The organism is Micromonospora sp. II (genome assembly GCF_001709195.1).
Lineage (GTDB): Bacteria > Actinomycetota > Actinomycetes > Mycobacteriales > Micromonosporaceae > Micromonospora > Micromonospora chalcea.
In genome coordinates, this window is sequence record NZ_LYXF01000078.1 from 13,255 (window position 1) to 35,512 (window position 22,258).

21 protein-coding genes are annotated in these 22,258 nt (G+C 75.2%); 8 read left to right on the top strand and 13 right to left on the bottom strand.

Features of this window, described 5'->3' with window-relative positions; all coding sequences use genetic code 11:
* Positions 1 to 88 precede the first annotated feature (88 nt).
* From A8711_RS28495 to A8711_RS28505, 3 genes are all read right to left on the bottom strand, one after another.
* Positions 89 to 1,285, bottom strand: coding sequence for a mechanosensitive ion channel family protein (locus A8711_RS28495; protein WP_043325015.1), 1,197 nt, complete (start codon positions 1,283 to 1,285; stop codon positions 89 to 91).
* Between the two features lie 78 nt (positions 1,286 to 1,363).
* A complete protein-coding gene (locus A8711_RS28500; protein WP_043325016.1) occupies positions 1,364 to 2,185 on the bottom strand; it encodes a DUF1206 domain-containing protein in 822 nt (273 codons plus the stop codon).
* 66 nt (positions 2,186 to 2,251) lie between these two features.
* Positions 2,252 to 2,611, bottom strand: coding sequence for a hypothetical protein (locus A8711_RS28505; protein ID WP_043325017.1), 360 nt, complete (start codon positions 2,609 to 2,611; stop codon positions 2,252 to 2,254).
* A 99-nt stretch (positions 2,612 to 2,710) separates the two neighbouring features.
* On the opposite strand from A8711_RS28505, the gene A8711_RS28510 reads away from it, so the two are divergent.
* Positions 2,711 to 3,937, top strand: coding sequence for a cysteine desulfurase-like protein (locus tag A8711_RS28510; protein WP_069089895.1), 1,227 nt, complete (start codon positions 2,711 to 2,713; stop codon positions 3,935 to 3,937).
* Complete coding sequence (locus A8711_RS28515; protein WP_064448745.1) at positions 3,934 to 4,221, top strand: GNAT family N-acetyltransferase; 288 nt, start codon at positions 3,934 to 3,936, stop codon at positions 4,219 to 4,221. The genes A8711_RS28510 and A8711_RS28515 overlap by 4 nt, the downstream gene beginning before the upstream one ends.
* A gap of 45 nt (positions 4,222 to 4,266) precedes the next feature.
* On the opposite strand, the gene A8711_RS28520 is transcribed toward A8711_RS28515, so the two are convergent.
* Complete coding sequence (locus tag A8711_RS28520) at positions 4,267 to 5,766, bottom strand: glycoside hydrolase family 3 protein (RefSeq protein ID WP_069089896.1); 1,500 nt, start codon at positions 5,764 to 5,766, stop codon at positions 4,267 to 4,269.
* Positions 5,767 to 5,905: 139 nt separating this feature from the next.
* On the opposite strand from A8711_RS28520, the gene A8711_RS33000 reads away from it, so the two are divergent.
* From A8711_RS33000 to A8711_RS28535, 4 genes are all read left to right on the top strand, one after another.
* On the top strand, positions 5,906 to 6,028 hold the full coding sequence (locus tag A8711_RS33000) for a hypothetical protein (protein WP_255358596.1): 123 nt from the start codon (positions 5,906 to 5,908) through the stop codon (positions 6,026 to 6,028).
* A gap of 68 nt (positions 6,029 to 6,096) precedes the next feature.
* Complete coding sequence (locus A8711_RS28525) at positions 6,097 to 7,728, top strand: ATP-dependent DNA helicase RecQ (protein WP_069089897.1); 1,632 nt, start codon at positions 6,097 to 6,099, stop codon at positions 7,726 to 7,728.
* Positions 7,729 to 7,792: 64 nt separating this feature from the next.
* The gene (locus tag A8711_RS28530; protein ID WP_064448748.1) at positions 7,793 to 8,296 is read left to right on the top strand and encodes a hypothetical protein; all 504 of its coding nucleotides are present in this window, start codon (positions 7,793 to 7,795) and stop codon (positions 8,294 to 8,296) included.
* 125 nt (positions 8,297 to 8,421) lie between these two features.
* Entirely contained in the window at positions 8,422 to 9,465 is a 1,044-nt protein-coding gene (locus A8711_RS28535) for a helix-turn-helix domain-containing protein (RefSeq protein ID WP_043325022.1), read from the top strand.
* 170 nt (positions 9,466 to 9,635) lie between these two features.
* Here A8711_RS28535 and A8711_RS28540 read toward each other — a convergent pair whose 3' ends face one another.
* From A8711_RS28540 to A8711_RS28575, 8 genes are read right to left on the bottom strand one after another with little or no spacing between them, the layout of a single operon-like run.
* The gene (locus A8711_RS28540) at positions 9,636 to 10,625 is read right to left on the bottom strand and encodes a DNA topoisomerase IB (protein WP_069089898.1); all 990 of its coding nucleotides are present in this window, start codon (positions 10,623 to 10,625) and stop codon (positions 9,636 to 9,638) included.
* Positions 10,609 to 11,568, bottom strand: coding sequence for a glycosyltransferase family 9 protein (locus tag A8711_RS28545; RefSeq protein ID WP_069089899.1), 960 nt, complete (start codon positions 11,566 to 11,568; stop codon positions 10,609 to 10,611). Before A8711_RS28545 ends, A8711_RS28540 begins: the two co-directional genes overlap by 17 nt.
* The gene (locus A8711_RS28550; RefSeq protein ID WP_043325024.1) at positions 11,565 to 12,266 is read right to left on the bottom strand and encodes an SDR family oxidoreductase; all 702 of its coding nucleotides are present in this window, start codon (positions 12,264 to 12,266) and stop codon (positions 11,565 to 11,567) included. Before A8711_RS28550 ends, A8711_RS28545 begins: the two co-directional genes overlap by 4 nt.
* 43 nt (positions 12,267 to 12,309) lie before the next feature.
* Positions 12,310 to 13,806, bottom strand: a complete 1,497-nt coding sequence (locus tag A8711_RS28555; protein ID WP_069089900.1) for a PfkB family carbohydrate kinase — start codon at positions 13,804 to 13,806, stop codon at positions 12,310 to 12,312.
* On the bottom strand, positions 13,803 to 14,495 hold the full coding sequence (locus tag A8711_RS28560) for an SIS domain-containing protein (protein ID WP_064448752.1): 693 nt from the start codon (positions 14,493 to 14,495) through the stop codon (positions 13,803 to 13,805). The genes A8711_RS28555 and A8711_RS28560 overlap by 4 nt, the downstream gene beginning before the upstream one ends.
* Positions 14,495 to 15,712, bottom strand: coding sequence for a glycosyltransferase (locus A8711_RS28565; protein WP_043325028.1), 1,218 nt, complete (start codon positions 15,710 to 15,712; stop codon positions 14,495 to 14,497). Before A8711_RS28565 ends, A8711_RS28560 begins: the two co-directional genes overlap by 1 nt.
* Positions 15,697 to 16,671, bottom strand: a complete 975-nt coding sequence (locus A8711_RS28570; RefSeq protein WP_064448753.1) for a glycosyltransferase — start codon at positions 16,669 to 16,671, stop codon at positions 15,697 to 15,699. The genes A8711_RS28565 and A8711_RS28570 overlap by 16 nt, the downstream gene beginning before the upstream one ends.
* Positions 16,668 to 18,332: an HAD-IIIA family hydrolase gene (locus A8711_RS28575; protein WP_069089901.1), complete on the bottom strand. Its 1,665-nt coding sequence runs from the start codon at positions 18,330 to 18,332 to the stop codon at positions 16,668 to 16,670. The genes A8711_RS28570 and A8711_RS28575 overlap by 4 nt, the downstream gene beginning before the upstream one ends.
* Before the next feature lie 175 nt (positions 18,333 to 18,507).
* Here A8711_RS28575 and A8711_RS28580 point away from each other — a divergent pair, with 175 nt between their 5' ends.
* Positions 18,508 to 19,029: an SRPBCC family protein gene (locus A8711_RS28580; RefSeq protein ID WP_307189071.1), complete on the top strand. Its 522-nt coding sequence runs from the start codon at positions 18,508 to 18,510 to the stop codon at positions 19,027 to 19,029.
* A gap of 15 nt (positions 19,030 to 19,044) precedes the next feature.
* Positions 19,045 to 19,812: a polyprenol monophosphomannose synthase gene (locus A8711_RS28585; protein ID WP_043325031.1), complete on the top strand. Its 768-nt coding sequence runs from the start codon at positions 19,045 to 19,047 to the stop codon at positions 19,810 to 19,812.
* A gap of 785 nt (positions 19,813 to 20,597) precedes the next feature.
* Here the strand turns inward: A8711_RS28585 and A8711_RS28590 are convergent.
* Positions 20,598 to 22,190 carry an NAD(P)/FAD-dependent oxidoreductase gene (locus A8711_RS28590; RefSeq protein ID WP_069089902.1) on the bottom strand — a complete coding sequence of 531 codons (1,593 nt, stop codon included), beginning with the start codon at positions 22,188 to 22,190 and terminating at the stop codon, positions 20,598 to 20,600.
* Between the last annotated feature and the right edge of the window lie 68 nt (positions 22,191 to 22,258).

The following is a 22,258-nucleotide window of genomic DNA, read 5'->3' on the forward strand; positions in this document are numbered from 1 at the left end:
CGGCCAAACCCGTCCGGCCGGAAAGCCGCCCGAACGCGGGAACCCCCGGCGCCGTGGGCAGCCGGGGTCCCCGATCGGGGGTACGGGGTCAGCGACGCGCCTCGGCGTGGTCCTCGCGGCCCACGAACACCTCGCTGCGCGCCTCGCCGTCGTCGCTGCCGCCGAAGACCCGCGCGTCGTCGGGCGCCTCGGTGCCGGCCGGGCGGCGGACCGGGCGGCGCGGCTGCGCCGCCTGCCAGGGCAGGGGGCCGGTGGCGTCGCCCACCTCGGCGCGCAGCCGGGGCAGGGCGGTGGGGCGCTGGTCGCGTACCCAGGTCACCAGGTGCTCACGGACCAGGCAGCGCAGGTCCCACAGGCTGCCCGCGTCGGCGGCGCTGACCAGCGCGCGGACCTTGACCATGCCGCCGGTCGCGTCGGTCACCTGGAGCACGCAGACCCGCCCGTCCCACAGCTCGGTGCCCTCGCACAGGCGGCGCAGCTCCTCCCGCATCGCCTGCACCGGGATGGCCCAGTCCAGGTCGAACTCGGCGGTGCCGAGCACCGCCGCCTCGGTCCGGGTCCAGTTCTGGAACGGCCGGCTGGTGAAGTACGAGGTGGGCAGGATCAGGCGGCGGTCGTCCCAGACCTGCACCACCACGTAGCTGAGCGTCAGCTCCTCGATCCGGCCCCACTCGCCCTCGACCACCACCACGTCGTCGAGCCGCACCGCGTCGCTGAACGCGAGCTGGAGACCGGCGAAGACGTTGCCGAGCAGGCTCTGCGCGGCCAGCGCGGCGACCGCGGCGATCACACCGGCGGAGGTCAGCACACCCGCGCCGACGCCGCGTACGGCCGGGAACGTCATCAGCATGACGCCGACGGTGAGGATCACGATCACCGCGATGGTCAGCCGGCGCAGCAGCACCACCTGGGTACGCACCCGGCGGGCGTGCCGGTTGTTCGGCACGTCCACCCGGAACCGGGCCAGCGCGGTGTCCTCCGCCACCACCAGCAGCGAGGCCACCAGCCAGGCGGTGGCGGCGATCATCGCCAGCACGAGCGTGTGCAGGACGAACTGCCGCCACGGGCTGCCGACCGCGTACAGGGTGGTGAACCGCACCGCGATCTGCACCGCGACCACTGTGGCGGCCACCTGGAACGCGCGGTGCGCGTGCTCGGTCAGCTCGGTCATCAGCAGCGAGCGGCGGCCCAGCCGGCGGGTGACCCGGTGCACCACCTGGGCCAGCACCAACGCGATCGCCGCCGCGGCGAGCGCGGCGGCGATGGTCACGACGTAACTCTGCACGAACTCTCTCTCCCTCCGACCGGGCGGAATCGGGCGCAAAGGCCCAATGGTGCCCGGCGGCCCGGGTATCGACCAGGATCAGACCTTGCGGTACCGGGACTGGAAGAAGCAGTAGACGCCGAACGCGGCGATGCCCAGCGCCATGAGCGCCAGCAGCCACGGCCCGTACGACTGGTCGCGCAGCGTCCGCAGCGCGGCGTCCAGGCCACGCGCCTTCTCCGGGTCGTAGTTGACCGCGGCGACCACGACCAGCACGCCGGCGATGGCGAACACGGTGCCCCGGGAGGCGTACCCGGCCATGCCGAGACGGCGGGTGAGCTGGCGGGTCTTCGGGCTCATCTCGCCGGTCTTGAGGTTGCGCTCGAACTTCTTCTTCAGGCCGTAGATCACCATGCCGACGCCGAGCGCGGCGAGCGCAAGTCCGGCCAGCCCGACCAGCCACCGGCCGCCGTCGGAGGCCATCAGCTTCTCGGAGAACTGCTGCTGCTGGTCCGAGGCGTTGGCGCTGGCGTCCTGGAAGACCTTGATCGCGGTCCAGCCCAGCCAGACGAACACGACGACCCGGACCGCCGAGGCGATCCGTTCGAACGTGCGTTCCTTGCCGGTCCGGGAGACGTGGCCGGAGATCGCCTCGAAGGCCTGCCAGATCGCCATGGCGAACAGGCCGACCGCCATCGCGATCAGGAGGAACTTCCCGAGCGGCTGTTCACCGAGGGTGCGCAGCGCGCCGTTCTGGTTCCCCTCCTCGCCGGACTTGCCGAAGGCGATCTGCAGCGCCAGCCAGGCGAGGAGAAGGTGCACGATTCCGTATCCGATGAAGCCGCCACGGGTCAACAGTTCGAGCCACCGGCTGTTTCGAGCCTGGGCGGCGGTGGCTCCGGCATTCCGGGTGAGAGACATGAGCCCTCAATCTCCCGGCGGGCGATTTTCCAAACGTCCGCGCCCGCCGGGAGCGGCCGAAACGGATCAGCCGGCGAGGTCGCGGGCGACCCGCAGCACCACCTGCTGCTCGGTGACGCTGTCCAGGCTGACCTGGAAGCCGGCGACCTCGGTGGCCTGCTGGCCCACGGTCAGGGAGAGCTGTTCCCCGGCCACCTCGACGGTGACCTGGTCGCCCTGGGCGCCGACCAGCTTCGCCTCGACGCCGAGGATCCGGGCGCTGGCCTCCACGCCGCGGTCGAAGGTGATCGTGCAGGCGTCGAGGCCGCAGTCGGTCTCGGCGCCTTCGGAGCTGCATCCGGCGAGCAGCGCGGCGCCGAGGGCGAGACCGGCGAGCAGACCGGCGGCACGGCGGGCGGGGGCGGAGGTGGCGCGTCGGATCGTCACCCGCCCAAGGATAGGCGGACTGCGCCAGCGCGCCGTCGCGCCCGGGGCCCGCGACGGCACGCCGGGCGGGGCGTCCGGGGTGCGCGCTAGGGTGCCGGAATGGCTTTCGACGTCGCCCGGGTCCGGGCCGCCTACCCCGCCCTGGCCGAGGGATTCGCCCACTTCGACGGCGCCGGGGGCACCCAGACCGCGGCCGGCGTGATCGAGGCGGTGACCGGCGCCATGCGCGCCGCCACCGGCAACCGCAGCGCCGCTTTCGTACCCGGCCGCCGGGCGCTGGAGCTGGTCGCCGGGGCGCGGGCGGCGGTCGCCGACCTGCTCGGCGCGCAGCCGTCGGGCGTGGTGCTCGGTCCGAGCGCGACCGCGCTGACGTACACCCTGGCCCGCACGCTCGGCGCCGGCTGGCGGCCGGGCGACGAGGTGGTGGTGTCCCGGCTGGACCACGACGCGAACGTCCGGCCCTGGGTGCAGGCCGCGCAGGCGGCCGGCGCCACCGTGCGCTGGACCGAGTTCGACCCGGTGAGCGGCGAGCTGCCCGCCGGCCAGTACGCCGACCTGGTCACCGAGCGGACCCGGCTGGTCGCGGTGACCGCCGGCAGCAACGCGATCGGCACCGTGCCGGACGTGGCGGCGATCGCCAAGACCGCGCACGCGGCCGGCGCGCTGGTGTGCGTGGACGGCGTGCACTCGGTGCCGCACGGCCCGACCGATCTGGCCTCGCTCGGCGCGGACTTCCTGGTGACCAGCGCGTACAAGTGGTCCGGGCCGCACCTCGCGGCGATGGTGGCCGACCCGGCGCGCTGGGAGGCGCTGCGCCCGGCGAAGCTGCTTCCCTCCGCCGATTCGGTGCCGGACCGGTTCGAGTACGGCACGCCGAGCTTCCCGCTGCTGGCCGGGGTCACCGCCGCGGTGGACCACCTGGCCGGCCTGGATCCGGCCGCGACCGGCGACCGGCGGGAGCGGGTACGCGCCGGGCTGGCCGCCGCGCAGGCGCACGAGGAGGCGGTCTTCGAGCGGCTGCTCGCCGGGCTGACCGGCCGGTCGTTCGTGACCGTCTACGGCGCACCGGCCCGGCGCTGCCCGACGGTGTCGTTCCGGGTGGCCGGCCTGGCCCCGGAGCAGACGGCGGCGGCGCTGGGCGAGGCGGGGCTGTGCCTGTCGCACGGCGACTACTACGCCTACGAGTACTTCCGCACGATGGGCCTGCGCGCCGACGGCGGCGCGGTCCGGGCCAGCGTCTACCACTACAACACGGTCGAGGAGGTGGACCGGCTGCTGACCGAACTGGACCGGCTGGCCGGCCCCGGAGGGAGAATGGCCCGGTGAGCTTTCAGGTCGAGGACAACCCCGCCAAGCGTCGCTTCGAGATCCTGGTGGACGACGCGCTGGCCGGGTTCGCCGCGTACACCCCCGGCGACGGGGTGCTGGTCTTCACGCACACCGAGGTCGACGACCGGTTCCAGGGTCAGGGCGTCGGCGCGGCGCTGGTCCGGGGCGCGCTGGACGAGGTCCGCGCCCGGGGCGGCCGGATCGTGCCGAGCTGCCCGTTCGTGGCCGCGTTCGTCAAGCGTCACCCCGAGTACGCCGACCTGGTGGCCGACCCGGCGTGAGGCCCGGGCCGGCCGGGGGACCTCCCCGCCCGGCCGGCCCGGGAGTCAGCGGGCGCCGCTGAGCACCTCGGCGGCGGCGCGGGCCGCGGCGGCGGTGGCGCCGTGGGTGGCCAGGTGCACCGCGCCGGTGACCAGCTCGGGCACGCCCAGTTCGACCACCACCGCGTCCGGGCGCGCGGCGAGCGCCCGGCGCACCGCGTCCCGCATCCAGTCGTGCCGGTGCAGGTCCCGCACCACCAGCACGAGCGGCCGTCCGGCCGGCAGGTCGCCCGGGTCGGCCGGTACGGCGTCGGCGGCGTAGCGGGCGGTCGTGGTGCCCGGCGCCAGGCTGGCCAGGGGCGCGGCGATCCCCCACGGCGTCTCCTCGCCGATGGCGATGTTGCGCGGCGGCGCGAACTCCACCACGTGCGCCGGCCCGGCCAGCGGCAGCAGCGCGGCATCGCCGCTGACCCGGACCGCCCGGCGGGCGGCGGCCAGCCCGATCGGTGAGCCGTCGGCCGGTGGCGTGCCGGCGACCCGGCGGGCGCGGGCGGCGACGCTCCAGGCGGCGAGCTGACCGACGCGCTTGGCCGCCTCGGCGAGCCGCTCCTCGGGCAGCTGGCCGCTGATCACCGCGGCGACGATCGCGTCGCGCAGCTCGCGGGCGTCGGCCTCGGTGGCCCGTTCCCCGCCCACGCAGATCGCGTCCGCGCCGGCCACGAGCGCGCGTACCGCGGCGCCGGTGAAGCCGTACCGGTCGGCCACCGCCCGCATCTCCACCGCGTCGGTGACCACCACGCCGCCGAAGCCCATCTCCTCGCGCAGCAGCCCGCCCAGCACGCGCGGGCTGAGCGTGGCGGGCAGCTCCGGGTCCAGCGCCGGCACCAGCAGGTGGCCGGTCATCACCGCCTGCGCCCCGGCGGCCACGGCGGCCCGGAACGGGGCCAGCTCGACCGCGTCGAGGCGGGCCCGGTCGCCGCCGATGCGGGGCAGGTCGTGGTGCGAGTCGACCCGGGTGTCGCCGTGTCCGGGGAAGTGCTTGGCGCAGGCGGCGACGCCGCCGGACTGCAGGCCGCGTACCCAGGCGGCGGTGTGCCGGGCGACCAGGTCCGGGTCGGCGCCGAACGCGCGCACCCCGATCACCGGGTTGGCCGGGTTGGAGTTGACGTCGGCGTCCGGGGCGTAGTCCAGAGTGACGCCGACGGCTGCCAGTTCGGCGCCGAGGTCGCGGGCGACCTCCTCGGTCAGCGCCGGGTCGTCGATCGCGCCGAGCGCGTAGTTGCCGGGCCGGGAGCTGCCCCGGGCGGACTCGATCCGGGTGACGTCGCCGGCCTCCTCGTCGATCGCCACGATGACGTCCGGCCGCTCGGCCCGCAGGTTCGCGGTGAGCGTGGCGACCTGCTCGTGGTCGACGACGTTGCGGGCGAACAGGACGACCGAGCCGAGCCCTTCGCCGAGCCAGCGGCACACCCACGGCGGCGGCGTGGTGCCGACGAACCCCGGTTGCAGGACGGCGGCGGCGAGCGCCGCCAGATCTCCGGTCGATCCCTCGGTCCGCTCGCTCATGTGCTGTCGTACCCCCGTCTCCCCCACGGACCCGCCGGGGCCGGCGGGTGCTGACATGGTCACACCGCGCAGCTAAATAGTCAACAATCCTTACTGTTAGGCGGTGGCGTCCCGCGACCTCCCGTGGGAGAGTTCCCACATGTCCGCCCTGCCGCTCGCCGACGCCACCAGCGCCGCCGACATCCCCGGCGTACGGCTGCTCGGCCTGATCGTCGGCGGCCTGTTCCTGCTGATCGCCATCCGCGCCATGTTCCGCCGCTGATCCGCACCGGGCGGGTGAGCGGCGCAGGCGGTTTCGCGCGGGATCGCCGGGGGTAGCTGAGGCGCTTGATGAAACTGACCACTCACTCCTCCAGCCTGCGCCGGGCGGCACGGAACCTGTTCGGCTGGACCGCGCTGCGGCCCAACCAGCTCGCCGCCATGCGCGCCGTGATGAAGCGCCGCGACGCGCTGGTGGTGCTGCCCACCGGCGCCGGCAAGTCGGCGATCTACCAGATCCCGGCCAGCCTGATCCCCGGCCCCACGGTGGTGATCTCCCCGCTGCTGGCGTTGCAGCAGGACCAGATCGCCGCGCTCAACGAACGGCAGCGTCCGGAGCTGCGCGCGGTGCGGATCAGTTCGGACGAGAGCGCCGCCCAGCAGGCCGAGGCGATCGAGGACATCCGGGCCGGGCGGGCGGAGTTCCTGTTCATCACGCCGGAGGCGCTGAGCAACCCGGACCGGCTCGCCGAGGTCCGGGAGCTGAAGCCGGCGCTGGTGGCGATCGACGAGGCGCACTGCATCTCGGCGTGGGGCCACGACTTCCGCCCGGACTACCTGGCGCTGGGCCACCTGATCGACGGCCTGGGCCGCCCGCCGGTGGTGGCGCTCACCGCCACCGCCTCCCCGCCGGTACGCGACGACATCATCGCCCGGCTGCGGCTGCGCGAGCCCGAGGTGGTGGTCTCCGGGCTGGACCGGCCCAACCTCTTCCTCGAGGTGGCCCACTGCCCCACCGACGACTACCGGTGGCGGCGGCTGATCGCGCTGCTGCGCGACGACGAGCGGCCCGGCATCATCTACGTGCCGACCCGGCGCGCGGCCGAGGAGCTGGCCGAGCGGCTCACCGGCGCCGGTTTCCCGGCCGAGTTCTACCACGGCGGCATGCCCACCGCGGCCCGGCACGAGCTGCACGAGGCGTTCCTCGCCGACCGGGTGCCGATCATGGTGGCCACGTCGGCGTTCGGCATGGGCATCGACAAGCCGAACATCGCCTGGGTGGTGCACATGGCGCTGCCCGACTCGCCGGACAGCTACTTCCAGGAGATCGGCCGCGCCGGGCGCGACGGCTCACCGGCCCGGGTGCTGCTGCTGTGGCGCGCCGAGGACGTCGGCCTGCAGCGCTACTTCAGCGGCGGGCTGCCGGACGAAAAGGAGCTGACCGAGCTGGCCGCGGTGCTGCGCGGCAAGGCCCGCAACCGCAAGGAGCTGCGCGAGCTGACCGGGCTCGGCCCGCGCAAACTGGGCCAGTACCTGTCCCTGCTGGAGCAGGTCGGCGCCGCCGAGCCACGCGCCCGGCAGCGCATCGGCGCGCCCCGGTACGCCCCGGCGGCCGCCGAGTCCGGCCGGGCCGCGCTGGCCGAGGCGGAACGGCAGCAGACGGTGACCCGGTCGCGTACCGACATGATACGCGCGTTCGCCGAGACCACCGGGTGCCGGGGCCAGGCCCTGCTGGCGTACTTCGGCGAGCAGATGCACGAGGTCTGCGGGCACTGCGACAACTGCCACGCCGGCACCAGCGTGGCCGGAGACGGCGCGGTCGGGCCGTTCCCCGTGCACAGCCAGGTGCGCCACCCGGAGTGGGGCGCCGGCCTGGTGCTCAGCTACGAGGAGGACCGGATGACTGTGCTCTTCGACGAGGTCGGTTACAAGACGCTCTCCGTGCCCGTGGTGTCCGAACAGGGACTGCTGGAACTCGACTAGCCTGACCCGGGCGCCGCGGCGGCGCCCGTCGACGAACGACGACCACGGCGAAAGGGGCCTGATCGTGATCGAGCAGCCGGCGTACACCCGGTTCGGCGTCTCCGACGAGGAGTGGGGGCTGCTGGTGGGGCTGCCGCAGTCGGTGCTCACCGCGGCGGCCGCCGCCGAGTCCGACGGCACCCGCCGCACCATGGCCGAGAACGCCGCCGGGCTGCAGACCATCGCCGCCGGCCGCGAGTCGGCGAGCCCGCTCGTCGCGGCGGTGGCCGGCGAGATCGTCGACCGGGTCGGCGACCCGGAGACCGGCGCGGAGCTTCCGGTGCTCACGCCGGAGGACCCGAAGGCGATGATCGAGGACGTGCTGGCCCGGGCCGGCCAGGCCGCCGCCCTGCTCGCCGCCCGGGTGGACGAGGGTCAGGCCGGGGCGTACCGGCACTGGCTGGTGGACATCGCCGAGCAGGTGGTGGGCGCGGCCTCCACCGGCGGCATCCTGGGCCTCGGCGGCGACACGGTGACCGACTCGGAGCGGCGGTTCCGGGACCGGCTGGCCCAGGTGCTGAACGACTGAACGGACTGCTAACAGAAGGCTCCCCGGTCCGTCAATGACGGACGTCACGGCCCCACGGGTGTCGCTTTTCGGCCCCGTGGGGCGTCCTGGTTCTAGCAGGTGTGACGAACCACGGGGGTCGGTTGATGGACGGGAAGCTGCGCCGGCAGGTGCTCGACACGGAGGATCTGCCACCACGCGAGCGCTTCGGCATGTGGCTGGACATGATGGCCAGCACCCCGACGCCACTGCGGGTGCACACCGCGCACGCCGACGACTTCGTCGCGCGGGCCGAGTTCGTCGAGCTGGGCCGGATGCGGCTCATCCGCTACCGCTACCCGTCGGTGGACTGCGTCCGCACCTCGAAGCTGATCCAGCGCTCCGACCCGGACTACTACCTGCTCGCGCTCACGCTCACCGGGACCAGCCAGGCCGACCAGGCGGGGCAGCGGGCCTGCTGCCGCCCCGGCGACCTCACCTTCTACGACTGCTCCCGCCCGCACGAGGTCAGCCACCACGCCGACCCGGCCGGGCCCGCGTACGCCCGCTCGATCGTGGCCCTGATGCCGTACGACGCGCTGCCGCTGCCGCGCCGCCGTCTCGCTCCCCTGTTCGCCGGGCGGATGTCCGGCTCCGAGGGCGTCGGCGGCCTGCTCGCCGACTTCCTCGTCCGGATCACCGCGCACCCCGAGCAGTACCACGCCGCCGACGCCGAGCGGCTGGGCGGGATCGGCCTGGACCTGGTCGCCACGCTGCTCGGCCGCAACCTGGTCTCCGAGGAGGCGGTCCCCACCGAGATCCGGCGGCGCGCCCTGCTCGCCCAGGTGCGCTCGTACGTGGAACAGCACCTCGGGGACGCCTCGCTGGACCCGGGCCGGATCGCCGACGCGCACCACATCTCGGTGCGCTCGCTGCACCGGCTCTTCGAGGACGAGGAGACCACCGTCGCGGCGTACATCAGGGACGAGCGGCTGGCCCGGTGCCGGCGCGACCTCGCCGACCCGGCGCTGAGCGACCGCTCGATCCAGCTCATCGCCGCCCGCTGGGGCTTCCGGGACAAGGCACACTTCAGCCGCGCCTTCCGGGCCGCGCACGCGGAGACACCGCAGGCATTCCGGGCCCGTCATCTGGAACCGGCACGGATCGTCAACACCACGGCATCCGCAGTCAACTCGGCGCGGACATACTGAACGCAGGGCTGAGACCGCTCCCAGCGGCGGCCCACTGGTATCGGGGGGCCGTGGCGTGGCGTCCGCGGCGGCCCGGCCGCGGGCGGCCGCCCCGGTGGCGGTCTCCCCGCATCCGCGCCGGACGAGGTTTCCGGCCCCGTCGCGCTTCCCCCCAGGACCGACGGGGCCGGTCAGCCGGCCTCCTCCTCCAGCAGCGCCAGCACCGACTTCTCCACCGCCTCGCGCGGCATCTCCGGCTGCACCGGCGCCAGCACCCCGTCGTGGTAGAGGTCGACCACCCGCGGGTCCACGTAGGAGGCCCGCGCCACCGTCGGGGTGTTGCCGAGCAACTCGGCCACCGACCGCATCACCCCGGCCACCGCCCGCCTGCGGGCGGTGGCGGAGCGCTGCGGACCCACTGTCGCCAGCTCGGCCGCCGCCAGCACGGTGGCGTGCCAGGTACGGAAGTCCTTCGCGGTCATCTCCCCGCCGCTGGCGTCGCGCAGGTAGTCGTTCACCTCGTCGCTGCGCACGTCGCGCCAGGACCGGCCGTCCCAGTAGCCGAACAGCCGCTCCTGGGCCCGCCGCCGCCGGCGCAGGTTGAGCAGCACCCGGCACAGCTCCGCGTCTTCGATCCGGCGGACCTGCTCGATGCCGCCCTTGGCGGGGAACTCGAAGACCACGCACCCGCCCCGGGAGCGGGTGTGCTCGGGGCGCAGCGTGGCCACCCCGAAGGTCGGGTCGTCGCCGGTGGCGTACTGGTCGCTGCCGACCCGGAAGGCGCCCATGTCGAGCAGCCGGGCGACGGTGGCGAGCACCCGCTCCCGGCGCAGGCCGCGCAGCGCCAGGTCCTGCGTGACCCGGTCCCGTAGCGCGGGCAGCCGGTGGGCCACCTCCAGCACGTGGTCGAACTTCGCCTCGTCGCGCTTGCGCCGCCAGCCCGGGTGGTAGAGGTACTGCTTGCGGCCCGCCGCGTCGATGCCGGTGGCCTGGATGTGACCGTTCGGGTACGGCGAGATCCACACGTCCTGCCAGGCGGGCGGGATGACCAGCTCGCGCAGCCGGGCCAGCTCCCCGGCGTCGCGCACCGGCTCGCCGGCCGGGTCGAGGAACAGCCAGCCCTTGCCGCGTCGCCGGCGCGCGTACCCCGGCCGGCCCGGATCGCTACGCCGCAACCGCACCGGATACCCGTTCCACGTCGGCCACCGCGGCCACCACCTCGTCGATCCCGATGGCATTCAATGTCGGGTGGCTTCCTACCCCGCGTGACCCGGTCGAATCCGGGTTGACGTGCGTGGGCTCGATCGCACCGAGGGCGCGGTGGCGAGGCCGGTCCGCCGGTGGCCCCCAGTGCGCCGCCGGCACCGGCCCGAACAGCACCACCGAGGCGGTGCCGTAGCCGGTGGCCAGGTGCGCCACGCCGGTGTCCCCGCTGACCACCAGCCGCGCGCCCGCGACGAGCGCGGCCAGCTCGGCCAGCCCGGTCCGGCCGGCCAGCACCGCCTCCGGCGGCAGCCCCCCGTCGCGGGCGACCCGCTCGGCCAGCGCCCGCTCGCCGGCAGATCCGGTCACCGCCACCCGGTGACCGCGCGCGGTCAGCTCCCGGGCCAGCCCGGCGAACCGCCGCGCCGGCCAGCGCTTCGCCGGGATCTTGCTGCCCGGGTGCAGCAGCGTCAACCCGGCCGGTACGCCGCCCGCCGCCGGACGGCGCAGCGCGAGGTCTCCCGGGTCGGCCGGCAGGCCGTACGCGTGCAGCAGGCGGCACCAGCGGCGCACCTCGTGCTCGTCGTCGTCCCAGGCCGGGCCGTCCGGGTGCCCGGCGTCCGGGTTGCGGTGGGCGAGCAGCCGGCCGGGGCGTACGGCGGCCAGCGCCCGGTGCGACTGCGGCCCCCGGCCGTGCAGGTTGACCGCCACCTCCGGCGGCGGTCCGGTCCACGCGATCCGGTCCGGTCCGGTGGTGGGCAGTACCCGGTCGACCGCCCCGGTCAGCTCCGCCAGCGGCGCCAGCCAGTCCGGCGCGGCGAGCACCAGTTCCCGGCCCGGCAGGCCGGCGCGCAGGCCACGCAACGCCGGCACGGCGGTGACCAGGTCGCCGACGCCGAGCGCCCGCAGCACCAGGATCACGGGTACGAGGACTCCTGCGCGGCGCACACCACCATCTCGCGTACCGCGCAGCCGGCCGGCTGGGAGAGTGCGAACATGACCGCGGCGGCGGTGTCGGACGGCTCGTTGAGCACCGCGTCCGGGCCGGGGCGGTACTGCGCGTCCCGCTCGTCGAAGAACGCGGTCCGCATCCCGCCCGGGATCAGCAGCGTCACGCCCACAGTGCCGGCCAGCTCGGCGGCGAGCGCCCGGGTGAAGCCCACCACCCCGAACTTCGCCGCGCAGTACGCCGTCGCGTCGCTCACCGCCTTCACGCCCAGCGTCGAGGCCACCGTGACGATGTTGCCGCGGGACGCCTCCAGCCAGGGCAGCGCGGCCCGGATCACCGCGGCCGTGGCGAGCAGGTCCACAGTGACGATCCGTTCCCAGGTCTCCGCCGGGATGTCGGCCAGCTTCCCCGGCACGTCCATGCCGGCGGCGGTGACCACGGCGTCCAGCCCGCCGGAGCGTTCCGCGAGATCGCGCGTGGCGGCCTCGGCGGCTCGGGTGTCGGCCAGGTCGCACTCGGCCCAGGGCACACCGTCGGCGGGACGCTGCCGGTCCAGCACCAGCGGGCGTCCACCGGAGCGGGCCACCGCGGCGACCACCGCCGCGCCGAGCCCGCTCGACCCGCCGGTGACCAGGACCGCGGGCCCGGCGCCGGGAGCGGGGGCGTTCATGCCGCCGCCCGCGCGACCGCGCCGGATCGGATGCGTCGCTCGTTCATCGTGCTCCCTTCGCCGTGGACCGGACCACCGTCTGCGCGACGGCCTCCGCCGGGTCGAGCGTCGGGGCCGGCCATCCGCCGCTGCCCCGTCCCGCCCGCGCGGCAGCGATCATGTCGGTGGTCGAGCGCCCGTCGAGGTACGGCACCACCACCGTGTGCCCGCCCCAGCGGGCCAGGATCTCCGACTCGGGCAACGTCTCGGCGCCGCCGCCGCTGGCGTAGTCGCCGCCCTTGACCCAGATGTCCGGACGCAGCCAGGACAGCGCCGCCTCCGGGGTCGGCTCGTCGAAGATCAGCACCGCGTCGACGCAGCCGAGCGCGGCGAGCAGCCGGCCCCGGTCGCCCTGCGGCACGACCGGGCGCTCCGGTCCCTTGAGCCCGGCCACACTGGCGTCGGAGTTGAGGCAGACCACCAGGCAGTCGCCGAGTTGCCGGGCCGCCTGGAGCGTCGCCACGTGCCCGGCGTGCAGCAGGTCGAAGCAGCCGCCGGTGGCGACCACGGTGCCGCCGGCCGCGCGTACCCGGGCCACCACCTCACCGGCCGCCCCGGCGCCGACCCGGTCGCCGCCGCCGGTGACCACCGCCGGGGCCACCGCCCGTACCGGGGCCGGCAGCGCGGCGGCCACGCCACCCCCGGCCACGTACGCGGACGCCTGCGCGACCGCCTCCTGCACCGCCTCGGAGACCAGCGCCCCACGGGCCAGCGCGAGCGTCGCGGTGGACGCGAAGCGGTCCCCCGCCCCGCAGGTGTCCCCCTCGGCCGGTGGCGCCGGCACCACCAGGGGCGTGGATCCGGCGTGACAGAGCAACGCGCCGTCCCCGCCGAGCGTCACCGCGACCGCGCGCGCCTGCCAGCGCCGGCGCAGCGCCTGCGCGCTGCGGGACGCGGCCGCGAGGCGGGACCCGCCCGGCGGCGTCTTGGCCAGGTCGCGGGCCTCCGGCTCGTTCGGAGTCGCCAGGTGCACCCCGGGTACGGCGGCCGGTCCGCGCGGATGCGGGTCCCAGACCACCGGCGCCCGGGTGGCGGCCAGCGCGGCGCGCAGCGCGGGATGCCCGGCCACGCCCCGGCCGTAGTCGCTCACCAGCACGGCGGACGCGTCGGCGATCAGCCGCAGCACGGCGTCGCTGGGCTGACCGGGCACACCGGCCGCGCCGCCCCGGTCGTGGCGCAGCAGCACCCGGCCGCGTACCCGCAGCCGGACCTTCTCCGGGGTGGCGCCGGCCAGCGGCAGCGCGTACAACCGCACCCCCGCGGCGGCGAGCAGCGTGCCGAGCCGGGCCCCGCCGGCGTCGTCGGCGACCGCTGTGACCAGCGCGACCTCGGCGCCCTGGGCGGCCGCGAACACCGCGGCCAGGCCGGCGCCGCCGGGACGGTCGACGGAGGAGGTCTCGTCCAGCACCGGCACCGGGGAGTCCGGGCAGAGCCGGTTCACCAGACCCTCGACGTCGCGGTCCAGCAGCGTGTCCCCGAGCACCACCACCGGCCCCCTCATGCCCGGCCTCCCGGTCCGGCGGGCGCCGCCGGGTCCGGGTCGCCGAGCACCACCTCGACGCCGGTACGCACCGGTTCGGCCGGCGCCGGGGCGGCGAGCGCCGCCGGCAGCGCCCGTTCGACGTACTCGCAGAGCACGTGCGAGGCCACCAGATGCAGCTCCTGCACCACCTGCCCGTCCGGCGAGTCGATCGCCAGGTGCTCGTGGCAGAGGTCGGCGAGGGGGTTGGGCGCGGGGCCGGTGAAGGCCCAGGTGCGCAGGCCGGTCTGGTGGGCGGCGTGGGCGGCGGTGAGGAGGTTGGTGCTGGTGCCGCTGGTGGTGAGAAGCAGGAGGATGTCGTGGGGTCGGCCGTGGGCGCGTACCTGTCGGGCGAAGGTTTCGTCGTAGCCGTAGTCGTTGGCGATGGCGGTGAGGGCGCTGGTTTCGGCGTGGAGGGCGATGGCGGACAGGGGTTGGCGGTCGTGGCGGAGTTTGCCGACGAGTTCGGCGGTGAGGTGCTGGGCTTCGGCGGCGCTGCCGCCGTTGCCGGCCACCAGCAGCCTCCCGCCGGCGGCGAGCCGCTGCGCCAGTTCCTCACCCCAGCGGGCCAGCATCCGCTCCGACTCCCGCAGCGGCAGCAGCGCGGCGGCCAGCAGCGCCAGATGGTCCTCCAGCAGCGTGCCGCCGGCGGCCGGCGGGGTCGCCGTCATCAGGCGACCACCCGGGTGGGACGGCCGACGCTGGCCACCTCGCCGTACAACTCGGTGAGGCGGTCGGCGGTGGTGGCCCACGAGTAGCGGGTGCGCGCCCGCTCCAGCGCCGCGGTGGCGTAGGCGAACCGGCGGATCCGGTCACCGAGCAGGCCCCGGATCGCCGCGCCGAGCGCCGCCGGATCGCGGGCCGGCACCAGGTCGCCGGTGCGGCCGGGCACCACCGTGTCGATGAGCCCGCCGACCGCGGTGCCGACCACCGGCACGCCGCACGCCATCGCCTCCAGCGGGGTGAGCCCGAACGGCTCGTACCAGGGTGCGGCGACGAGCACGTCGGCGGACCGGTACCAGCGGCCCATCTCCTCCCGGGGGACCGCGCCGACCAGCCGCACCCGGTCGGCGACGCCGAGCGAGCGGGCCAGCGTCCGCAGGCGCAGCGCGTACGGGTCGGTCTCCAGCAGTCCGGCCGGCGGGCCGCCGACCACCACGCACTCGGCGTCCGGCACCTCGGCGACGGCCCGGATGACGTCCTGGAAGCCCTTGCGCTCGACCAGCCGGCCGACGGTGAGGATGCGGGCCCGGCCGCCGTCACGGTCGGCGACCGGGCCGAGCGGGGCGAACGTGGACAGGTTCACCCCCGACGGCACGACTGTCATCCGGGAGCGGGGCACACCCATCCGGACCAGCTCGGCGACCTCGTCCTGGCACTGGGCGACCACCCGGTCCACCGAGCGGCCCAGCTTCCGCTCGTGCTCGACCCGGCCCGGCGGGCTGGTGTCCTGCGCGCCCTGGTGGCGGCGCTTGACGGTGCCGAGCGCGTGGTAGGTCTGCACCACCGGCACGCCCGCGCGGCGGGCCGCGGCGAGCCCGGCCAGCCCGCTCATCCAGAAGTGCGCGTGCACCACCTCGGGCTGCCAGTCGCCGGTGCGCCACCGGTCGGCCAGCCAGTTGCCGAACGCCGGCATGTACGGCAGCAGGTCGTCCTTGGCCACCGGCTCGGCCGGCCCGGCCGGTACGTGCACCACCTCGTACCCGTCCGGGGCCCGCACGCTCACCGGCAGGTCCACCGCGTCGAGCCGGGTGTAGACCCGTACGTCGTGACCGGCGGCCGCGAGCGCGGCGGAGAGCTCCGCGACATGCGTGTTCTGGCCACCGGCGTCCTCCCCGCCGAGGACGGCGAGCGGGCTGGCGTGCTCCGAGATCATCGCGATGCGCATACTTCCTCCTCCAGCAGCCGGTCCCAGTCGGCGAGGAAACGCTCCAGGCCGTAGCGGCCCCGGGCGGCGGCCCGCGCCGCGGCGCCCGCCCGGCGGGCGGACTCCCTGTCGTCCAGCAGGCCACGGGCGGCCTCGACGAGCGTGTCGACCCGGGTGGACAGCGCGCCCGCCTCCGGCGGGACGGCTTCCACCGCTTCGGTGGTGGCCAGCGCCACCACCGGCATGCCCATGGTCATGGCCTCGACGAGGCTGAGGCCCAGTGAGGTCCAGCGGCACAGGTGCAGGTAGGCGCGCCGTTTGGCGAGTTCGGCGTGCATGGCGTGCTGGGGTACGTCGTCGTGGCTGGTCAGCCGGTCCTCGGGCAGTCCGAGGTGAGCGGCGAGACCGGCCACCTTCATGCCGTAGACGTCGAGCGGGGCGAGCGCGGCGAACCGGGCGAGCAGGTCGGTGCCGGTGACGCGCCAGCGGCGTACCGGCTCGTTGATGACCACGGCGAGGCGGTCGAGTTCGCCGGTCCACTCGACGGCGGGCGGTACGACGCCGTGGTCGACCACCGTGGTGCGGGTGCCGCCGTTGTCCCAGAACAGCTCGTTGAACGCGGTGACGTGGGTGAGCAGCAGGTCGTCGCGGTCGGCCATGGGATGGCGGGTGTTCGGCACGTCGCCTTTCGGCGTGTTGTGCTCGACGTAGATCGCCGGGACGTCGCGTCCGGGGCGGCGGCCGAGCCACTCGGCGGCCAGGTCGAGTTCCTCCGGGCGCTGCAGGATCACCAGGTCCACGTCGGCGCCGCGCAGGTCTTCCGGCGTGACCTCGACCGCGCTGTCCGGCCACGGGTAGGTGCGCGCCCGGCCCAGCCCGTACGGGCCCCGGTCCGGCGTCACCGGCACCAGGTAGCGGTGCTTGCCGTGCACGAAGGACGTCGTCCACGACCCGTGGACGTGCCACAGCAGGATGTTCATCCGACCACCCCGTCCGCCACCGGCGCCGGCACGCCGAGCAGCCGCAACGCCTCCAGCACCCGGCCCGGCTCGACCGCCGACAGGCACGGGTGCCCGGGGACCGGGCAGACGGTGGCGCGGGTGTCCCGGCAGGGCGCCGCCGCGTCGCCGAGGCGCACTGTCGGCACCCGGTAGGGCCCCCACTGCCCGAACGGCACAGTGGGCGCGAACAGGCTCACCACCGGCACGCCGAGCGCGGCGGCCAGGTGCGCGGGGCCGGTGTTGCCGACCACCAGCGCGCCGGCGCCGGCGACCACAGCGGCCAGCTCCGCCAGCCCGGTACGCCCGCCGAGGTCGACGCCGCCCGCCGCCGCGACCCGGGCGGTCAGCTCCCGCTCGTCCGGCCCGCCGGTGACCACCACCCGGTGACCGGCCGCGCCGAGCACCCGGACCACTCGCGTGGCCAGTTCCTCCGGGCAGGCGCGGGTCTCCACCGAGGACCCGGGATGCAGCACCACGTAGCCGGGCGCCCCGGCCTCGGCCGCGGGCGGCGGAAGCCGGTCGGAGCGGATGCGCAGGGCGGGTTCGTCGTGGCCGGGCAGCGCGAATCCGGCGGCGGCGGCGAGGGACAGGGCACGTTCCGGTTCGGGTACGCCGGCCGGGACGCGGTGGCGCACGTCGAGCAGGCTGCCCGGGTAGTCGTCGCTGATCGCGCTGATCCGGGGCACCCCGGCCAGGCGCAGCAGCAGCGCCAGCGGCAGCGCGGACTGGTGGAAGGAGGTGAAGACGACGGCTTCGTCGGCGCGTACGGCCGCGAGCCGGTCGGTGAGCGCGCGCATGTCGCCCGGGTCGACGGGTGGGGCGGGCGCGTCGATCCACGGCAGCGGCGCTTCGATGATCTCGTCCACGCCGGGCAGCAGTTCGGCCGCCGCCCGGCCGCGTGGCCCGCACAGCAGCACCACCCGCTGCGCGCCGGCCGCCACCGCGCGGATGCCGGGACCGGTCACCAGCACGTCACCGGCGGCGTCGCTGCGGACCACGAGGACCGTGCCCCGGCGGTTACGGCCCGCGCGTTGCGGCGCGGCAGTGAGGCGCATCCGGGCCAGCACTGTGCTCACCGCGTCCGGCAGGTCGGCGGCGACGGTCGGCGCGGCGGCCACCTCGGCGGCCCGGGTGGCCGGCGTGGGCACCATGATCGTGGCAGCGCCGGCCGCCGCGGCGGCGGCCGTGTCCGCGCCGATGTCGCCGATCAGCACGCACCGGGTCGGCGTGGTGCCGAGCGCGCGGGCTGCCTCGTGTACGAGCCCGGGCGCCGGCTTGCGGCAGGCGCACCCGTCGGCTTCCGCGTGCGGGCAGATCGCCCAGTGGTCGAAGGGCCCGAGCAGTTCCTCCACCCGGGCGTTGACCAGCCTCAGCTCGTCCGCGGTGAAGCAGCCGCGGGCCAGGCCGGACTGGTTCGTCACCACGGCGAGCCGCAACCCGGCCGCCCGCAACCGGTCCAGCGCCTCCCGGGCGCCCGGCACCGGCCGTACCTTCTCCGGGTCGCCGTTGTACGGCACGTCCTCGATCAGCGTGCCGTCCCGGTCCAGCAGCACCGCGTCGTAGAGGCCGGACGGGAACCGGTCAGCACCCGGGTCAACCCGGGCTGACCTGCACTGATCCCGCTCCTGGTCCCGTCGCACGGGCGGCGGGTTCCCGAGCCCCCGAGGAGTAAACGTCGACGTCGGCGCCAGGCGCGCCCCGCCGGTGCCGGCGCACACGTTGCCACGACCGTTCCGGTCCGGCGATACCCGCCGCCCCCGAGAAGCTAACCCGCATCGCCGTTAGCGGCGGCCCGGGGCGGGGTACCGGTTGGTGATGGCGGTTGTGGAGAAAGTGATCGACGCGCCTCCGGAGCAGGTCTTCGAGGTGCTCGCGGACGGGTGGACGTACAGCGACTGGGTGGTGGGCACCGTGCACGTGCGGGACGTGGACGACACGTGGCCCCGGGTCGGCAGCAACCTGCACCACCGGGCCGGGCCCTGGCCGTTCTCGCTGCAGGACAAGTCCACCGTGCTGGAGTGCCAGGCGCCGCACCGGCTCGTGCTGCGCGCCGGGTTGTGGCCGGCCGGCGAGGCGACAGTGGCGTTCGCTCTGGAACCGCTGGAGGACGGCCGGACCCGGGTGACCATCGGCGAGGACTTCGCCGCCGGGCCGCTGCGGTGGGTCCGGACCAAGCTCAACGACCTGGTGCTGCATCTTCGCAACCGGGAGACGCTGGCCCGGCTGTCCGACATCGCGACCCGGCAGAAGCCGGAGCGGGATCGATCCCTCGGCGGGGCGTCTGTGCGGCCGCCGCACGGCCCACTGGATACCCTCTCAGATGAACCTGTCCGCTGACCGAGGATGTCCGTGATGATCGAACCCGTGCAGTTACCCTCCCCGTGGGGGGATGCGCGCCTGACCGTCGTCGTTCCGACCTACAACGAGGCGGGCAACCTCCCGGTGCTGGTCGAGCGCCTGCTCGCGCTGCCTCTGCCGGGGCTGAAGGTGCTGGTCGCGGACGACAACTCCCCGGACGGCACCGGTGAGGTCGCCGACAAGCTGGCCATCGAGCACCCGGACCGGGTGACGGTGGTGCACCGCCCGGGCAAGGAGGGTCTCGGCCGGGCGTACGTGGACGGCATCGGCCGGGCGCTCGACGACGGCGCGGACTTCGTCGCCCAGATGGACGCCGACCTGTCGCACCCGCCGGAGGCGCTGCCCGGCATGCTCGGCGCGCTGCTGTCCACGCAGGCTTCGGTGGTCATCGGCTCGCGGTACGTGCCCGGCGGTGAGCTGGACGAGAACTGGCCGCTGTACCGGCGCGCGCTCAGCGGCTGGGCCAACCTGTACGTGCACACGCTGCTGCGCGTGCGCATCCGTGACCTGACCGCCGGCTTCAAGATCTGGCAGGCCGAGGCGCTGCGCGCGATCGGGCTGGACCGGGTCCAGTCGAACGGCTACAGCTTCCAGGTGGAGATGCACTACCTCGCCACCAAGCTGGGCCACACCATCCTGGAGGTGCCGATCCGCTTCGAGGAGCGCCGCGACGGCGACTCGAAGATGACCACCGCCACCAAGATCGAGAGCGCGTTGATGCCGTTCAAGCTGCGCAGCCGGCACCGCAACCTCGACTCCTGATCCGCCCTGCCCTGCCGCGCGCCCGCAACGCGCCCTCACGCCGCTGTCACGGCGCGTGAGGGCGCGCTCGCCCCGTCATGTCCCGCACCCCGCGCCTTTGCTCTGCCGCCACCGGCGCAGCACCGCGTTGACCTGGGGCGCTCTCCCGGCGCCACGGCCCCACCCCAGGCGCAATCAAGCACGCTGCGTAACCAACCCCGCATGCCTCACCGCTCCACCCCGCCACCCCGCCACCCCGCCACAGGCGCGATCTTGCAGTTTGGTGCCCGGCAAAGCCTGGCAAAACCGGCACCCCTCGGGCGCCAACTGCAAGATCACGCGGGACGTGGGCGTGCGGCGTGGCGGCTGGCGAGGAGCGGGCTGGCCGAACACTCCCGTGACACACCCGCGCGACGATCAGGCACCAACCGCAGTCAGTACGTCAGCGGGCACGAGACCGCGGCCACGCCAGGCGCGGCCCGCAGATCTTGGTACGAAAGGGCCCCCATGAGGGCCATTTCGTACCAAGATCTACACCAGTTCCCGGGATGCGGGTTGCTGATTTCACTTGGCGAGACGAGGGCTGGAAGCGGTACTCCGTCTGTCGGTGGGCGAGCTTCCGGTGCCAGGCGTCCTGCGGTTGGCGGGGTCGGGCGGTCAGCCGCAATGGGTGCGACCGGAGGTCAGCCAGGGCGAGCGGACGTCGGCGGAGGTCAGCCGCAGCGGGTGCGCTGACGCGGGCCGGACCCCACTCCCGCGAGGGCGCGGAGGACGGCAGCGGCGAGGGTGGTGCCGCGCAGACGCGGTCAGCGGTAGACGGCGCGGTGGGCGGCGGCGATCGTGCGGGCGTACACCGCGCCGGTGACGGCCCGGTCGCGGGCCAGCGCGGCCCGCGCCGCGTTCGCCCCCGGCGCGCCGTGCACACCGCCGCCGGGGTGGGCGGAGGCGCTGGCCAGGTAGAGCCGGTCCACCGGGGTGTCGGCGCGGCCCAGGCCGGGGATCGGCCGCAGGAACAACTGCTGGTACGCGGCGGCAGTGCCACCGCCGAGCGCGCCGCCCACCAGGCTCGGCTCGGCGGCCTCCAGGTCGGCCGGGCCGGCCACGTGCCGCCCGACGATCGACGCCCGGAAGCCGGGCGCCGCCGCCTCGAGAACCCCCTCCATCCGCTCCACGTGCCCCGCGACGTCCTCGGCCCGCCAGTCCCGGCGAAACGGCAGGTGTGTGTAGGACCAGAGCGACTCGGTGCCCGGCGGCGAGTGGCTCGGGTCGGCCACCGACATCTGCCCGACCAGCAGGAACGGGTCCCGGGGCAGTTCTCCGCGGGCCAGTTCGGCCGCGTACGTGGTGAGCCCGTCGAGGTCCGCGCCCAGGTGCACGGTGCCGGCGCCGGCCAGTTCCCGGTTCTTCCACGGCACCGGCGCGGACAGCGCCCAGTCGACCTTGAGCGTGGAGCCGTCCCACTTGAAGTGCGCCAGGTCCTCGACCATCCGGGGCGGCAGCGCCGCGGCGCCGACCAGGTCGAGGAAGAGCGCCGGCGCGGGCACGTCGGCGAGCACCGCGCGGCGGGCCCGCCAGGCGGTTCCCCCGGCGGTACGGACGCCCATCGCGCGGCCCCGGGCGGTGAGCACCCGCTCGACCCGGGCGCCGTACTCGATCCGCCCGCCCCGCTCGACCAGCCGGGCCACCAGCGCGTCGGTGATCCGCTGGGCGCCGCCGACCGGCACCGGCCAGCCCACCTGCTGGCCGAGCATGGCGAGCAGCCAGCCGTACACGCCGGAGCCGGCGTCCTCCGGGGACAGGTCGGTGTGCAGGGCGCAGCCGGCCAGCAGGACCGTGCCGCCCTCGCCCTCAAACAGTTCCGCGCCGAGCTTGCGGACGGGCAGCAGGAGGCGGCGGGCCAGGCGGAGCGCGCCGCCGACCCGGAGTTGCCGCAGCAGGCCCAGCCCGCCGCGTACCGGCGGGAACGGGGTGGTAATGGTCTGCAGCATCGGCTCGGCCACCTGGCGCCAGTCGGCGTACGCGTGCCGCCAGCGCTCCCCGTCGCCGGGCGCGAACGCCTCCAGCGAGGCCGCTGTGGTGTCCAGGTCGCGGTTGACCACGGCGGCCCGGCCGTCCGGAAGCAGGTGCGCCAGCACGTCCGGGGCGTGCGTCCAGGACAGGCCGTGCCGTTCCAGGCTCAGCCCGTCCAGGACCGGAGATGCGTACCCGAGCGGGTAGAAGGAGCTGTAGAGGTCGCTGAGGTAACCGGGCGCTGTCACGTACGCGGAGCGGACGGCCCCACCGGGCGCCTCGGTGGCCTCCAGGACGGTGACGTCCCAGCCGGCGTCCACCAGCAGGTTCGCGGCCACCAGCCCGTTGTGCCCGGCTCCGATGACGACGGCGTCGGCGGTCGAGGTCATCGGATCCGCCTACCCGGCCGGTCACCGGGCGAAACGCGTTTGCCCAGCCCAGGCCGGGGCAAGCAGGG

What these genes read in the sequence shown, in the direction of transcription:
- A8711_RS28570 (WP_064448753.1), bottom strand. Translation starts at nt 16,671, where the DNA reads ATGAACATCCTGCTGTGGCACGTCCACGGGTCGTGGACGACGTCCTTC.
- A8711_RS28535 (WP_043325022.1), top strand. Translation starts at nt 8,422, where the DNA reads ATGGACGGGAAGCTGCGCCGGCAGGTGCTCGACACGGAGGATCTGCCA.
- A8711_RS28555 (WP_069089900.1), bottom strand. Translation starts at nt 13,806, where the DNA reads ATGAGGGGGCCGGTGGTGGTGCTCGGGGACACGCTGCTGGACCGCGAC.
- A8711_RS28585 (WP_043325031.1), top strand. Translation starts at nt 19,045, where the DNA reads ATGATCGAACCCGTGCAGTTACCCTCCCCGTGGGGGGATGCGCGCCTG.
- A8711_RS28560 (WP_064448752.1), bottom strand. Translation starts at nt 14,495, where the DNA reads ATGACGGCGACCCCGCCGGCCGCCGGCGGCACGCTGCTGGAGGACCAT.
- A8711_RS28565 (WP_043325028.1), bottom strand. Translation starts at nt 15,712, where the DNA reads ATGCGCATCGCGATGATCTCGGAGCACGCCAGCCCGCTCGCCGTCCTC.
- A8711_RS28525 (WP_069089897.1), top strand. Translation starts at nt 6,097, where the DNA reads ATGAAACTGACCACTCACTCCTCCAGCCTGCGCCGGGCGGCACGGAAC.
- A8711_RS33000 (WP_255358596.1), top strand. Translation starts at nt 5,906, where the DNA reads ATGTCCGCCCTGCCGCTCGCCGACGCCACCAGCGCCGCCGACATCCCC.
- A8711_RS28520 (WP_069089896.1), bottom strand. Translation starts at nt 5,766, where the DNA reads ATGAGCGAGCGGACCGAGGGATCGACCGGAGATCTGGCGGCGCTCGCC.
- A8711_RS28580 (WP_307189071.1), top strand. Translation starts at nt 18,508, where the DNA reads ATGGCGGTTGTGGAGAAAGTGATCGACGCGCCTCCGGAGCAGGTCTTC.
- A8711_RS28590 (WP_069089902.1), bottom strand. Translation starts at nt 22,190, where the DNA reads ATGACCTCGACCGCCGACGCCGTCGTCATCGGAGCCGGGCACAACGGG.
- A8711_RS28550 (WP_043325024.1), bottom strand. Translation starts at nt 12,266, where the DNA reads ATGAACGCCCCCGCTCCCGGCGCCGGGCCCGCGGTCCTGGTCACCGGC.
- A8711_RS28500 (WP_043325016.1), bottom strand. Translation starts at nt 2,185, where the DNA reads ATGTCTCTCACCCGGAATGCCGGAGCCACCGCCGCCCAGGCTCGAAAC.
- A8711_RS28510 (WP_069089895.1), top strand. Translation starts at nt 2,711, where the DNA reads ATGGCTTTCGACGTCGCCCGGGTCCGGGCCGCCTACCCCGCCCTGGCC.